Source organism: Vreelandella olivaria (assembly GCF_023507745.1).
GTDB lineage: Bacteria > Pseudomonadota > Gammaproteobacteria > Pseudomonadales > Halomonadaceae > Vreelandella > Vreelandella olivaria_A.
This window is the reverse complement of sequence record NZ_JALPZO010000129.1, coordinates 1-12,872: the sequence shown is the minus strand read 5'-3', so window position 1 is coordinate 12,872 and position 12,872 is coordinate 1. Positions and strand designations below refer to the sequence as shown.

Genomic DNA, 12,872 nt, shown 5'->3' with positions numbered 1-12,872 from the left:
CATGCAGGGAGTAGAGTGGCGCTTCTGCCACTGGATGATGGCCTTCAGGGCCGACCTCATCCGCATTGGGGCTACTCGCCAAGGCGCTACCCACCAGACGCCAATTTACAGGCAAGGCGGCACTCCCACGATGGGTAACGCAACAAACACTACACTCAGCGCAGAAAACAGATATAGCCCGGCCGAAACAGCAGCATTGAAGCGCAGCCTGCCCTGATGGCGATTTGCTATTTGGCAACACCCCCAGGTTAGCGCCACCAATACAGCCATTGCCAGGATACTAACAATGAGCAGCCATCCATTCAGTAGGTTAAAAACACCTTGCTCAGGCATTGGCGGGGCCACTTCACAGGCGACCGCCTGCCCGCCGTACACCACCACAAACCAGATAGACCAAAGCGTTAAACCAATCACAAAGTGTATCGGGTGCGTCAGACGCAAGCGCTCCATTAGCGATAGCATGTGCTCAGCCTCCTATAACACGGGGAAGAACCGCTAGCGCACCGATCAGCACCCAGAAGGTAACCACGTTAAAGCGCCATAACTGAGCAACGACCGCAGGCTCAAAGGGCGCATGGGCTCCTACATACCCATAGCCCACTCTAAGCCCCTGCAAAAGGGATAATACCGCGGCTAAACCACCATGGAACAGGGCATAGATAAGGCCGACCAGAATCACCGCATCATGCGCAGTTTCTGTCACGGCCAGATTGGCACTATAGAGCACCCAGCCAATCAGCAGCACCTGAAGAGCCCCCAGCCCACTGGCAATATATAGCCCAACGGCCAGCCCAGCATCGCGCTGTTGCCGTAACCCGCTAACCAGTTTTTCCATCACCCCCATACCCGCTATGGTGGCTATGCCTGCCCCAACCAGCACCACAAGGGAAAGCGGTGAAGTCTCAGGCATGCTCCACTCGGGCGAGACCGTCCACAGATAAAACCAGCCAAATAAGTAGGAAAGGAAAAACGAACCGTTGGCAATCAGGAAGACGGACATGGTCCATAACCCTGGCCCATCCATGGTTCTGGAATGAAGCGGGGGGTCACCGGGCATTACCTTGGCGTCAGGCGCTGCCTTGGGGTGTGCACCATTCTCCCATGACCAACGCAACAGAAAAACGCCAGCGACAATCACCGCAATACCAGCCAATGGATACCAGCGAACCAACAGGCTGATACACACCACCGCCAATGCGAGCGAAGCAAACAAGGGCCACCAGGAGTTACCCGGCAGGTGAATGGTTTCACGCAATTTACCCGTTAGCGGGTCCGTGCCCCACAATTCACGACGCCCATGGGTGGCCACCGCCAGCCCGTGCTGGCCTTCCGCCATAGTGCGAGGCAGATCAGGGTTATCCCACAGAGGGTGACGCGTTTCGATAGTGGGTAGGCTGACGTAGTTATAAGCGCTGGGCGGCATGCTGTTGGCCCACTCAAGGGTGTCAGCATTCCATGGGTTGTGCTTAGCGGGTTTGCCATAGCGGAAATGCAAGGCAATATCAATCAGCACCATGGCGATACCTGCTGACATAATAAAGCCCCCTACTGATGAAAGCAGATTATAAATATCCCATCCCATGCCGGTATCGTAGGTATAGACACGCCGGGGCATCCCTAGCAGCCCAGTCCAGTGCATGATCAAAAACGTCGCATTAAAACCGATAAAGGTTAGCCAGAAACCCCATTTACCAATGGTTTCTGAGGGCATGCGACCAGAGAAAAGCGGTAGCCAGTAGTAAAGACCCGCCATAAGCGGGAAGAACATCCCCCCCACCAGCACATAGTGCATATGCGCCACCACGAAATGTGTGTCGTGCACCTGCCAGTTAAAGGGCACCAGCGCCAGCATAACGCCGGTTAAACCACCACACACAAAGATGACGAGAAACCCAACGATCCAGAGCATGGGAAGTTTCATTTTTGGCTTGCCAAGCCATAACGTGGCAAGCCATACGAACACCTGAATTGCCGTTGGCACAGCCACCAACATACTTGCCGCCGAGAAAAATGCCTGGGCCAGTTGGGGAATTCCCACGGTAAACATGTGATGAACCCATAGCCCAAAACTGATAAAACCGGTGGTGATAATGGCAAAAACAACCCAGCCATAGCCAACGATGGGTCGACCAGCAAATACGGGAATCAGTGTTGAAACGATGCCAGCAGCAGGCAGGAAAATGATGTAAACCTCAGGGTGCCCAAACAGCCAGAAAAGATGCTGCCACAACACAGGGTCACCGCCCCCAGCCACTTCAAAAAACGGCATTCCCACGGCGCGTTCAAGCTCAAGCAGTACACTGCCTAAAATCAGTGGCGGGAAACCCACTACAATCATTAACGCCATGGCCAGAATGTACCAGGCGAACAATGGCATCTTATGCAGCGCCATGCCCTGTGTGCGAGTCCGCAGTATCGAAACCACCAGCTCCACGCCCGCCGAGAGTGCCGAGATTTCAACAAAGGTAATGCCTAACAGCCAAAAATCTGAGCCAAGGTCCGGAGCATACTCACTGCTGCTTAGCGGCGTATACATAAACCAGCCACTGGCCGGAGCCATTTCCAGAATCAGACTGGAGGTTAGGATAATACCGCCGAAGAGATAACAGAAGTAACCCAGTGAGGTCAGCCGGGGGCACACCAGATCCCGCGTACCAATCATTTTGGGGATCATATAGATCGCCAGCCCCTCCAGCATCGGGATGGCGAACAGGAACATCATCACCGTGCCATGCATGGTGAAGACCTGGTTATAGATCTCAGGGCTCATGAAATCCTGGTCGGGCATTGCCAGTTGGGTACGCACCAACATGGCCAGAATGCCGCCAATCAGGAAAAACACCATGCCAGTGACCATGAACCTCAGCCCCAGCGTAGTGTGGTTAACGATGGTAAGGGCTTTTAAGCCGCGCGGGTTTCCCCAAATTTCATGCAGATCATCATGTAACCCCTGTGGGCCTTGTGGATCCTGGGGGGTTGCCTGGCGATTAATGGTCGTCATGGATTCAAGCCCTCCAACCAATTACCCAGTGTTTCAAGAGTGGCATCATCCATATCATCATGGGCAGGCATCCTGTTGCCGGGTTTAAGCGTTTGATGGTGTGTTAGCCAGTAGGTAATCGCACCAGTCTGCATAGGCAAGACGCCCGCGCCAAGAGCGGCACGCCCCCCTACATCGGACAAGTCAGGTCCCTCCCCACTGTCGGAAAGGCCCGCCACCCGGTGGCAACTTGCGCAGCTTTCCTGAAAGGCGGCTAGCGCATTGCTGTTGCCCTGGGAGGCCAAATCAGCAAGCTGCTCCGGCTGACGGGCACTCAGCCAGGTATCGAATTCATCGCGTGGTAATACCTCGACGGGAAAGCTCATATGGGCATAGCCCACCCCACTGAACTCCGCACTTTGCGCGACCAGAGTACCGGGCTCATCAGCTTCCAGCCTGATGCGATTCACGCGGCCTGGCAGCATGTCGATCTTGCCTCCCAGGCGAGGTATCCAAAAAGCGTGCACAACATCCGCAGAACTCACATGGAAATCAACCGGTTCTCCTGCTGGCATCACAATCTGGTTGGCGGTAACGACCTCGCCTCCTTCCGCATTGGGATAACGCACCTCCCACCACCACTGGTGGCCGATCACCTCAATGACCTCTGGTGCGTTATCCAGCGGCACAGGCATCATCCGCTGTCCGGCAGGAACGCCAAACGCAAGAAGTGCAGCAATACTGGAGACCGGAAGAATAATCCCTCCACCAAGAATCCAGCGGCGGGCAATACGCCGCTCCTCGGCGGGGGTACGCTCTACAGGCTTACGCTTAAACGCGTAGAGCCAGAGTGCTATCACCGCAGTGAACACCACCGAGGCAAAACTCAACATAATCCACCAAATCAGGCGAACATCCCGTGCAGCTTGCCCTGCGGGGTCTAAAATAGATTTATCACCTGCACACCCAACCAACACGGTGGTGGCAACCAACACAAAGAGCGGCGCAATTTGGTTGACCCACTGGTGTGATACGCGTTGAATATTAGGCGAGGCCATATAGCTAGCGCGTTCCCTCATTTGCTATTTCCCCTTTGTCTGCCCACAGGAAGTGACCATGGCTCAAACCCCTCAACGATCGATACGCAGCCGAGCGTCTTTGGCTGGCCACCCACTTCACCCCGTGATGATCCACTTTCCCGTTGCTGCCTTGATGGCGCTGGTAGCCAGCGACCTGGCTTACTGGTACACCAGCGATCCATTCTGGCTGCGCAGTGGGCTCTGGTTGGCCGGTGTTGGTGCTTTTGGCGGCTGGATTGCCTCCGTCGCAGGTATTATTGACCTGGTGACCGTTGCCCGTATTCGACGCCTGATTACGGGCTGGAGCCACGCCATTGTGGCTGTCGTCATGCTTTCTCTGGCATCGCTTAACTGGTTGTTGCGCTTGAATGAACCCAGCGCCATTTTGCCCTGGGGGCTTGCCATTTCGCTGGTGACCGCCGGTTTGATAGCCCTGGCGGGCTGGCTCGGCGGCCAATTGGTTTACGAACACGCGGTGGGCGTTGATGTCGATTAATGACACAGCCTGCTCAACGGGAGGTTCCATCAGTGCTTAGCTCCAGTCCAACGGCTTAGCCAGTACCAACCCGAGCACACTCAAAATTCCCGCCACCGCCAGTAGAAAAGCCAGTAGCGTGGCGGTTTTTACACCTCTATAAATCCCCATTTCCAAGCGCAAAACAAGCCAGCCAAGGCAGCCATGAGCAACCACCATTAAAACGACCGCACCCAGTTTTAGAATTAGCCAACCACCCAAGAGGCCATGCAATAGAAACAGCAACGTACCAGATGCTATCGCGGCTAACGCCGCGGGAGTGGCAATAGAGTTATAGAAAAACCTCGGCATAGGCGGTGTACCCTGGGCAAAACCAGCATCTTTGCGTAGCTGCAAAGCATGGTTTAACAGGGCCGGTAAATACAAAAGAGCACCGCACCAGATAACCAGTGCGGCGATGTGAAGCACTTTTAGCCAAGGCATTGAGGCTTCCTTGCGTTGCTTACGGCAATGGGGATTTCACTCCCCTAACCTTAGCCAACTCAAGGCTTTCTGGCTAGCCGTTTAACTAACCATAATCTCGTAGCCTGTGAATTTTCTGAGATTTATCACACCTGTATCAAATATAAGATACTGCCCTTTTACACCTTGAAGCACACCTTCAACCTGGGGCTTTTTGTCGAAGTTATGGGACACCACCTTATTGGGAAAGGTATCAACGGGATAGTGAAAGTCCATGGGTTGCTCATGTAGTGTACGAATTGCGTCAGCACCATGCAGTTCGCGTAACTGCACCAACCCATTGGCCAACTGTTGCAGGAGTCGGTCGCGTTCAGCCTCTAAATCCAACGCCGCCACCTCACCTTTGAGCATCGCTCGCCAGTTGGTGCGATCCGCGACCTGCTCTTTAAACAGCACTTCCACAAAGCCAGACAGTTGGCGCGTATCCACTTCAAGTATCGGCAAGGCCTGAATGGCTCCCTGGTCCAGCCAGCGGGTGGGCATTTGCGTTTTACGCGTAATCCCTACTTTTAACCCTGATGAGTTCGCCAGATAGACAATATGGGGTTGAAAGCAGTGCTTTTCTCCCCACTCCGGTTCACGGCAGGTGCCTTGGTGGTAGTGGCAGGTTTCCGGCTTCATGATACAGGTGTCACACTGGGCCAGACGCTTAAAACAGGGGTAACAATAGCCCTGGGCAAAGCTTTTTTTCGTCGCCCGACCACAGTGGGTACACGCTATAGCGCCGGTCCAGGTTAGGTTTAATTGCTCGCCTATGCGTTCATTAAGCGGAACACGCTGCTCCCCCGCACGTAAATGATAAATCACATTACTTTCTGGGCGGGAAGGGAGAGCCGCTGCCATTTTACTTAAACAGCCTTGAGCAACCGGCCTTTGAGAAGCACTATCAGCCACGTGTTGCATCCCGGGCCAGGCCCGCCATTTCAGGGGAAACACCGGCACCTGTAGCGCCAGCCCCGCAGGTACGTCTCTCAAGGTAACCTACACGGCTCTCCTCAGGAACGTTATTTTCAACCTCATAGCGCATCACTGCTTCCAGACACAGCTCTGTCTGCTCGGGCGTCAGACGCCGACCATCCGGCCATTTACGCAGCGAGACGGCCTGCTTCAGGCTCTCATAAATTGCAGGCGTCATTTGGTTGATCATACGATCAAAGGTCATATCGCTCATTGCCAGCTTCCTCGCTCAGCGCTTGATCCGTTTAGATGAATAATACCAGCCCGTTACCAGCCCCACGAGAAGCCCACCTAGATGCGCCTCATTGGCCACATTGCCAAACCCGACACTACCCGCCAGATCCGTCATGGTGAATACCATCCACCCCAGCATAAATACGACAAGCATTTGGGGGACAAAGAACCCGCTTCCAGGTACCCGTCTGGACATTAGCCAAACATGGGCCAACATGGCGTAAACCACTCCCGACATCCCACCAAACAGCACGGTTCCTGTCACATACTGGGCCAGATTAGCGCCAATACCGGCGACCACTAACAGCAGTAGCATGGTGCGGCTGCCCTGAAGCTGCTCAATTTGGCGTCCGAAGTACCACACCCACATCAGGTTAAAAATCAGGTGCATCCAACCAAAATGGAGAAACGCTGGAGATAGCAACCGCCATACCTGGCCAGCGGCGAGGGTATCACCAAGGCTACCGTATACCAGCTGCCCCCCCGCTACTCCTACGGGCACGATGGTCAACGCCACCACTAATAAGTCACCGAGCAGGCCCATCAATGCGAACACGAGTAAACTGATGCCAATCATCAACGCTGTCACCGGCACACGACGCAGTGTTGCGGGCAGACTTTGTGTCGTTGGAGTACGCTGCTGGGGCTGATCAATGATAAGCGGTTCGCCGCGTTCCCAGCGGACTAACAGCATTTTTAACTCTGCATGTTGGCGTGGGTCTGCCACCCATAGCAATTGACCATCGGCTTCATCGGTGATGCGATGGCCAATGCGGTAGTGCCACAATGCCTTGCGCAGTTCGGTAGTATCTGCGCCCGCGGGTAACAGCGTTACTGGATGCATGGCACCTCCCTTTCTTACGTTTTAATTACTTCAAACATCTGAACTGAACCAACATAAGCTCAGCACAGGCGTCTGCATTCGTCATTTCGCTATCGCACAAACAAAAAAATCCGGCGGAGGGGGCCGCCGGATCAAAGCAAGGGATCATTCAAGGGAACACTTACTCTGATAGCCGACAACAGGGTTAGTTCAGCAGTTTTGCAAAAAATATGTAACTATATGTATCCAAAGATACCATGGGTTAATCAAAATCAATTTCCCAGGGTTTAGGAAGCGCGCGCTCCTCTTTAGGCACTTGAATCCATACAAAATGATCGGCATTCAACTGTTTTTCACCACTCCAGCGATACGCCACTAAACGCCCATATTTTACCGCGCTGTAGTCCAGGCAGGCGATATTATGGGCAGGCAGCGCAGGAATACCTTCACACCAATAGTGGCCAATAAACAACGGCGGCTGGTCCGGGCCATAGTAGCTCAGCAGCTGTCGCTCCTGGGGCGTGAGGCCTCTGGCTTCCAGGTTACCCGGCAGATTGTCGGGCTGAAAAACCACATCCCCCCACCGCTGAGGATTAGATGACCAAAAATGGGCACGAAAACTTTGCCGGGTAAAACCATCACCCGAGTGAATCGCCACGCCTTCAGGCAGCGGTATATGGCTACCCCGGGTTAAACGGTCCAGAATGCGAAACGCCTGGGTGGAAGGGTCGGTGGACTCAATCAAAAAGTGGCTGTCCATACAAGCATCTGGAGCACGCTGTTTTAGCTGACGGATCAACGCCTCATCCCAGCAGGCATGCACTACCCGAATACCATCCAACTCCAAACACAGGGGAATCGTTCTAAACCAGGCCAGTGTATCTTCCCACTCGCTGGTGTAGTCGCGATACTGGGCCAACGTGTCTTCAATAATCCGGTTATGCCTGGGCGTGTGTTCACGTAACCAGCGCTTTCTGCTACCCGGCGGCGCGGGATGGGTATAGGCAAGTGCATTATATTCGTGGTTACCCATCACGATATACGCTTCGCCCTCTTCCACCATTCGTCTGGCTATTGTTACCGCCAATCGAATACGTGGCCCACGATCAATCAGATCACCAAGAAAAATAACTTTTCGCCGTGGATGACGGTATACCCCGCTGCGCTGGTGATAGCCCAGTTTCTCTAACAATGCCGCCAATGTGGCGCCACAGCCATGGACATCGCCAATTAAGTCGTACCCTTCCATACTTAATCCCCTAGCCGATGGCTCCAGCCAAGTTTGCTGCGCAATACTTCATAAAAGTTATGCCCAATCGGGTGTACAAGCTGAACCCGCTCGGGCTTGCGCTTAATGACCAGGACATCGTCAGGCTTGGCAACAGCACGGGTTTGTCCATCACAACTTATATGGGGATAGGTTTGATTGGTTTCACCAATATGGATGCGTATTTCACTCGCCGCATCAATCACGATAGGTCGGCTGGAGAGCGTATGAGGAAACATGGGTACCAGTGTTATCACATCCAGCTTGGGGTGCATAATGGGGCCCCCTCCTGATAACGCATAAGCGGTGGAGCCGGTGGGGGTGGCAATGATCAGGCCGTCGCTACGCTGGCTATAGACAAATTGCCCATCAATAAACAGTTCAAACTCAATCATGCGCACCGCCTTGCCTGGGTGCACAACCACTTCATTCAGGGCGTCGCCACTACCTACTGCCACTCCATTGCGGTAGAGCACCGCATCCAGCAAAAAGCGCTCTTCAATCTCAAACTCGCCGGCCAGAACTTCACCCACCCGGCTTTCCAACTCATCCGGTGAAATATCGGTCAGAAAGCCCAGGCGGCCGCGGTTCACACCCAAAATCAAGGTGCCGCTGCGGCAGAGCGTCCTGGCAGCGCCTAACAGACTCCCATCGCCGCCAATCACAATGACGAGATCGCAAAGCTCACCCAACATGCGGCGACTGGCTTCTGGCTGGCCGTGGCCGGGTACCGCCGTTGCCGTGCGGTCTTCAATCAGCACCTTATAGTCGTGGCCAACCAGATAGCTTACCAATCGCGTTAACGAATCGACCACTTTATCGCTTCCCAGACGGCCGATTAAACCGATCGTTTTGAAAGGTTTATTACTGCGCGGAGGACTCTCTGGTGCAGTATTTGACGATGGAGTGTTAGGCATGGACGACTCTCGCTAGCATCAGCCCCGTATTATGGAGAGTCGGACGGTATCGAGCAAATAAGCCCAGCATAAGCATTAACACAACTTAGGCTGCTGGGGCACACAATAGCATGACAAATATCATGCTACAGATATCGCACGGCGCCTTAGCCACCAGTGATTAAGCCACAAGGACGTCGCCATAATGGCAGCCCCCAACACCAGGCGGGCGATATCAGCATCGCGATTCCAAATTACCAGGTTCACCACCAAACCGGCGGGTATCAAAGCATTGTTCATGATCGCCAGGGTTCCCGCGTCGACCTTGGTTGCCCCCTGGTTCCAGGCAAAGTAACCCAAGCCCGACGCTACCAGCCCCAGCCAAGCCAGTACACCCCACTGCAGCGATGTGGTGGGTAGTGCTGCTGTATTGCCAAACAGCAGGAAAGCCGGCAGCGCAATGACCATCGCCCCCACAAAAAACCAGCCAAATATGTTATGCCAGGGCAAGGTAGGGGGTAAATCTGCAGCTAAGCGCCGATAGCCTACCTGACCAATAGCGAAACAGAGGTTAGCCCCCTGCACCACTAAAAAACCTAACCAAAAGCCACTATCAACACCGTCATAGCGAATAACCCCTGCGCCCAGCACAGCCAACAGTGCTGTCACCAGATAGATGGGCGTAAAACGTCCAAACATCAGATCATCCAGCAGGGCAATATAGACAGGTGTGAAAATGGTAAAGAGTAAAACTTCGGGTACCGACAGCAGCAAAAATGATTGGTAGAAGAAGGTGTACATAATACCTAACTGCACGGCACCAAGAGCCATTAATGCCAAGCGCTGCTTGCCACGCAGCAAACTGGGGCGTAAGAAAGGCAAAAATACCAGCATGGCCAGGGTAACCCTTAGCAGCACAGCAAAATAGCTATCCACCTGCCCTGCCAAATAAACACCAATCAAAGAGAACGAAAACGCCCAAAGCACCGTCACACCAACAAGATAGCCCATCGTAAACCCCATGCAACCAGCAAAGTTGACCGAGATTATACCGACTTAATGGCCTCTGCCAATGGCTTTCAGACCCAATGGACAGGTTAACGTTTGTTCAACCACCAAAACGCATAAACGACACCCGGCACCCACCCAAACAGCGTTAAGGCAAAACTGGTCACAACGCGCTTTAATTCACCCTTGGTCAACCCGACCGCCAGTGGGGGCAGCAGCACAGCCAATGCACCATAAGCCACCTTTAGCGAGGCAGGCTCGGAGAGGGGCTGGTCGTGCACGACCGACTCCTCGTTAACGGTTGGACTCACCCTGGAAAAGGTGGCTCCCAGTAGTGGCCGTACCGGTGGGGTAAAGTATTCCACCACACCCTCAGACTGCTGTGATGGAGTTCGCTCTTCTTTCTCCAGTCCTTTCGCCAATACCTTCTGCTGTGCTGCTTCAAGCGCTTTGCGATGCGCCTCCTTATCAATTTTCTGCTCCAGGGCATCAGCACCGTCTGCCAGATCATCATGATGGCGCTCCCAATCCTCCCAGTCGTGAGGGGTACCCGACTTTGGGCGCTGGCTTCCCGCCCCACGAGCGCGTTCCCATGCTTTCTCTTCCAGGGTATTGGGACGCTCGGGGTCGTGGCCCTGGGCAACGCCCTGGCGGTTGAGATATTCACGCGCGTCCATTTAAGACTCCTTGTAACGATATAAAAGCGAAGCAAAACGTTGAATGCCCACGTTATGGGGGCAACACAGAGCTAGTTAAATCTCCTACAGTAAGAAAGGCGCCAACCCTATTTTGTTTCCTAACTGCCAATAAACCGGCTGGCGACAGACCTTCCCCTCATGGGCCGACTAGCGTGTATGAAGGAGAGCCATCATGAACAAGAAGACCCCAGATACCGTTCGCGACATTATGTCCCGTGACTGCTACCGTGTATCACCGGAAACATCCATCACTAACCTGGCACAAGGATTAGCACTTCACCGCCTGCCTGGGGCGCCAGTGGTGGACGCTTCAGACCGCTTGATAGGCTTCATATCCGAGCAGGATGTATTAGGTCGCGTAATGGATAGTATTTACCATGATGATGAAGCACCGCTGGTGCGGGAACTCATGCGCCAGGAGGTGGTAACCACAACACCTAATAAGAGCATCTCGGACCTGGCCCAGGAGATGCTGGGCGCCAAACCAAAAATTTACCCGGTCATTGAACAACATAGATTGGTAGGCATTGTGACCCGAAGGGACATTTTAATCGCCCTGCTGACCATCCGCCGCCATTGAGTGTTAGCTGGTATGCAGGGCGCCCCGCGATCCTTTCCATACTCGACATATTGGATACGTCGGCACTCTTCCTCGCGCCCTGTGGCACACGCCTCGGCGATACTGTCATGAGTCGCGTAGGTGTCCAGCCCAACCCCCTCGGCGCTGCCGATACTGGTGAGTTTGGCGGCCAGCCCCACGCGCGTTATCGCCGCGGACACCGTGGGTATCTCGAGTTTTCGGCCCCAAGTACATATAAAGAAAGACGCGTAATAGTATTTCCCATAACTAGAAAAACAGCACAAGTACGCCACCAGAAAACAGGCCAATGGCAACGAGAATGGACCAAGAGGCATAGAGCCAAAGTAATAGCCGCTCTAGGCTCTTTGGCGGTGGATTATCAGAAATTAACTCCAACTCTCTAGCATAGCGCCGCTGTCCATAGCGAGTACGAATTTCAAGTAATAGCCAGCTATATTCAGTCATGCGCCATAAAGAAAACGGCAGTCCTTTTAAATGGAAGAAAGGCTTCTCAGCCATACGTCCCACACCATAATAGCGGTCTGCTTCATAAATTTTGAATAGAGATACTATTGTTGCGACGACAAGTATTGCGGCACCGGGAAACATGGTAATGAGAGAGATGATGCCGAAAGTGGCTTCAATAGGATGCATCATCAGCCTCTCCGTTGAAAACATCAGAAATATCTAAAATCACTTGTCCAGCCACTCGGCCTGCTCGGTCACCAGCGCTTTCTGCCGCAACGACACCCCCGCCAACCGCCACGAGACTACAGGCTATAGCACCTTTTGGTGTTACTCGAAGCCCTATACAAAGCCGCGTGGCTGGTCCAGACAGCGCTCGACCAACCGCAGGGCCTCCAAGTGCAGCACTTGCCGTCCGGAAGGTGAGTGCTGTGTATTCGACGATTTGTGCCTCCCTGCATTCACGCTCCCGGCCGGTCATACAGGCTTGTTCAACCTTTCCTCGTGTATCTTGAAGATCAAGACTAACACCAACCACCGAGGCAGCCGAGGTAAGCGCTGTCACCGCCGATATGCGATTGATCGCTTCGGACACCGTGGGTATCTCGAACTGGCGGAAGCCTTGCGTCGCGGTGCGCAGGCCGTGCACTGCCGTACGCTGCTGCAACACCTACCAAACCCCAAACAGCATACCGGCGCTACCTATAGCTATCACAAAAATGCCGCATAGCATCCACGAGGTATAGAGCCATACCAACAGACGCGTTAGCCCCACGGGCGCCTGATCGATCAACTCCGGCTTGCCTTTCATATAAAAACGCTGCACAAACCGGTTTTTCCTGAATAATATGTTAAAGCCATATCCGGTCATTCTCCATAAGGAAAAGG

At 53.7% G+C, this 12,872-nt stretch carries 16 protein-coding genes; 2 read left to right on the top strand and 14 right to left on the bottom strand.

Going from position 1 to position 12,872, the window contains the following annotated elements:
• Positions 1 to 105 precede the first annotated feature (105 nt).
• Genes HP566_RS15210 through coxB form a run of 3 tightly spaced genes read right to left on the bottom strand, consistent with a single transcriptional unit; the run spans position 106 to position 4,059 of the window.
• The gene (locus tag HP566_RS15210) at positions 106 to 462 is read right to left on the bottom strand and encodes a hypothetical protein (RefSeq protein ID WP_249978125.1); all 357 of its coding nucleotides are present in this window, start codon (positions 460 to 462) and stop codon (positions 106 to 108) included.
• Between the two features lie 4 nt (positions 463 to 466).
• Positions 467 to 3,001 (bottom strand): cytochrome c oxidase subunit I, encoded by a 2,535-nt coding sequence (ctaD, locus tag HP566_RS15205; protein ID WP_249978124.1) that lies wholly within the window; start codon positions 2,999 to 3,001, stop codon positions 467 to 469.
• Positions 2,998 to 4,059, bottom strand: coding sequence for a cytochrome c oxidase subunit II (gene coxB / locus HP566_RS15200; RefSeq protein ID WP_249978123.1), 1,062 nt, complete (start codon positions 4,057 to 4,059; stop codon positions 2,998 to 3,000). Before coxB ends, ctaD begins: the two co-directional genes overlap by 4 nt.
• Positions 4,060 to 4,096: 37 nt before the next feature.
• Between coxB and HP566_RS15195 the strand changes: the two genes are divergently transcribed.
• Positions 4,097 to 4,555: a DUF2231 domain-containing protein gene (locus HP566_RS15195; RefSeq protein ID WP_249978122.1), complete on the top strand. Its 459-nt coding sequence runs from the start codon at positions 4,097 to 4,099 to the stop codon at positions 4,553 to 4,555.
• A gap of 36 nt (positions 4,556 to 4,591) precedes the next feature.
• On the opposite strand, the gene HP566_RS15190 is transcribed toward HP566_RS15195, so the two are convergent.
• The 8 genes from HP566_RS15190 to HP566_RS15155 form a co-directional block, all read right to left on the bottom strand.
• Complete coding sequence (locus HP566_RS15190; RefSeq protein WP_249978121.1) at positions 4,592 to 5,017, bottom strand: CopD family protein; 426 nt, start codon at positions 5,015 to 5,017, stop codon at positions 4,592 to 4,594.
• An 81-nt stretch (positions 5,018 to 5,098) separates the two neighbouring features.
• On the bottom strand, positions 5,099 to 5,959 hold the full coding sequence (locus HP566_RS15185; RefSeq protein WP_425348204.1) for a DUF2797 domain-containing protein: 861 nt from the start codon (positions 5,957 to 5,959) through the stop codon (positions 5,099 to 5,101).
• Positions 5,943 to 6,227, bottom strand: coding sequence for a YeaC family protein (locus HP566_RS15180; protein ID WP_249978120.1), 285 nt, complete (start codon positions 6,225 to 6,227; stop codon positions 5,943 to 5,945). Before HP566_RS15180 ends, HP566_RS15185 begins: the two co-directional genes overlap by 17 nt.
• 15 nt (positions 6,228 to 6,242) lie before the next feature.
• The gene (locus HP566_RS15175) at positions 6,243 to 7,091 is read right to left on the bottom strand and encodes a rhomboid family intramembrane serine protease (protein WP_249978119.1); all 849 of its coding nucleotides are present in this window, start codon (positions 7,089 to 7,091) and stop codon (positions 6,243 to 6,245) included.
• A 241-nt stretch (positions 7,092 to 7,332) separates the two neighbouring features.
• On the bottom strand, positions 7,333 to 8,319 hold the full coding sequence (locus HP566_RS15170) for a metallophosphoesterase (protein ID WP_249978118.1): 987 nt from the start codon (positions 8,317 to 8,319) through the stop codon (positions 7,333 to 7,335).
• 2 nt (positions 8,320 to 8,321) lie between these two features.
• Positions 8,322 to 9,254, bottom strand: a complete 933-nt coding sequence (locus HP566_RS15165; RefSeq protein ID WP_249978117.1) for an NAD(+) kinase — start codon at positions 9,252 to 9,254, stop codon at positions 8,322 to 8,324.
• A gap of 120 nt (positions 9,255 to 9,374) precedes the next feature.
• Entirely contained in the window at positions 9,375 to 10,244 is an 870-nt protein-coding gene (locus tag HP566_RS15160; RefSeq protein ID WP_249978116.1) for a carboxylate/amino acid/amine transporter, read from the bottom strand.
• A gap of 86 nt (positions 10,245 to 10,330) precedes the next feature.
• A complete protein-coding gene (locus tag HP566_RS15155) occupies positions 10,331 to 10,918 on the bottom strand; it encodes a YqaE/Pmp3 family membrane protein (protein WP_249978115.1) in 588 nt (195 codons plus the stop codon).
• Positions 10,919 to 11,111: 193 nt separating this feature from the next.
• On the opposite strand from HP566_RS15155, the gene HP566_RS15150 reads away from it, so the two are divergent.
• Complete coding sequence (locus tag HP566_RS15150) at positions 11,112 to 11,519, top strand: CBS domain-containing protein (RefSeq protein ID WP_249978114.1); 408 nt, start codon at positions 11,112 to 11,114, stop codon at positions 11,517 to 11,519.
• 267 nt (positions 11,520 to 11,786) lie between these two features.
• Here the strand turns inward: HP566_RS15150 and HP566_RS15145 are convergent, their stop codons facing one another.
• The 3 genes from HP566_RS15145 to HP566_RS15135 form a co-directional block, all read right to left on the bottom strand.
• Positions 11,787 to 12,176: a hypothetical protein gene (locus HP566_RS15145; RefSeq protein WP_249978113.1), complete on the bottom strand. Its 390-nt coding sequence runs from the start codon at positions 12,174 to 12,176 to the stop codon at positions 11,787 to 11,789.
• Positions 12,160 to 12,654 carry a hypothetical protein gene (locus tag HP566_RS15140; RefSeq protein WP_249978112.1) on the bottom strand — a complete coding sequence of 165 codons (495 nt, stop codon included), beginning with the start codon at positions 12,652 to 12,654 and terminating at the stop codon, positions 12,160 to 12,162. Before HP566_RS15140 ends, HP566_RS15145 begins: the two co-directional genes overlap by 17 nt.
• Positions 12,655 to 12,872 (bottom strand): hypothetical protein (locus HP566_RS15135; RefSeq protein ID WP_249978111.1); only part of this gene is annotated, 218 nt, incomplete at its 5' end.

What these genes read in the sequence shown, in the direction of transcription:
- HP566_RS15210 (WP_249978125.1), bottom strand. Translation starts at nt 462, where the DNA reads ATGCTATCGCTAATGGAGCGCTTGCGTCTGACGCACCCGATACACTTT.
- ctaD (WP_249978124.1), bottom strand. Translation starts at nt 3,001, where the DNA reads ATGACGACCATTAATCGCCAGGCAACCCCCCAGGATCCACAAGGCCCA.
- coxB (WP_249978123.1), bottom strand. Translation starts at nt 4,059, where the DNA reads ATGAGGGAACGCGCTAGCTATATGGCCTCGCCTAATATTCAACGCGTA.
- HP566_RS15195 (WP_249978122.1), top strand. Translation starts at nt 4,097, where the DNA reads ATGGCTCAAACCCCTCAACGATCGATACGCAGCCGAGCGTCTTTGGCT.
- HP566_RS15190 (WP_249978121.1), bottom strand. Translation starts at nt 5,017, where the DNA reads ATGCCTTGGCTAAAAGTGCTTCACATCGCCGCACTGGTTATCTGGTGC.
- HP566_RS15185 (WP_425348204.1), bottom strand. Translation starts at nt 5,959, where the DNA reads ATGCAACACGTGGCTGATAGTGCTTCTCAAAGGCCGGTTGCTCAAGGC.
- HP566_RS15180 (WP_249978120.1), bottom strand. Translation starts at nt 6,227, where the DNA reads ATGAGCGATATGACCTTTGATCGTATGATCAACCAAATGACGCCTGCA.
- HP566_RS15175 (WP_249978119.1), bottom strand. Translation starts at nt 7,091, where the DNA reads ATGCATCCAGTAACGCTGTTACCCGCGGGCGCAGATACTACCGAACTG.
- HP566_RS15170 (WP_249978118.1), bottom strand. Translation starts at nt 8,319, where the DNA reads ATGGAAGGGTACGACTTAATTGGCGATGTCCATGGCTGTGGCGCCACA.
- HP566_RS15165 (WP_249978117.1), bottom strand. Translation starts at nt 9,254, where the DNA reads ATGCCTAACACTCCATCGTCAAATACTGCACCAGAGAGTCCTCCGCGC.
- HP566_RS15160 (WP_249978116.1), bottom strand. Translation starts at nt 10,244, where the DNA reads ATGGGCTATCTTGTTGGTGTGACGGTGCTTTGGGCGTTTTCGTTCTCT.
- HP566_RS15155 (WP_249978115.1), bottom strand. Translation starts at nt 10,918, where the DNA reads ATGGACGCGCGTGAATATCTCAACCGCCAGGGCGTTGCCCAGGGCCAC.
- HP566_RS15150 (WP_249978114.1), top strand. Translation starts at nt 11,112, where the DNA reads ATGAACAAGAAGACCCCAGATACCGTTCGCGACATTATGTCCCGTGAC.
- HP566_RS15145 (WP_249978113.1), bottom strand. Translation starts at nt 12,176, where the DNA reads ATGATGCATCCTATTGAAGCCACTTTCGGCATCATCTCTCTCATTACC.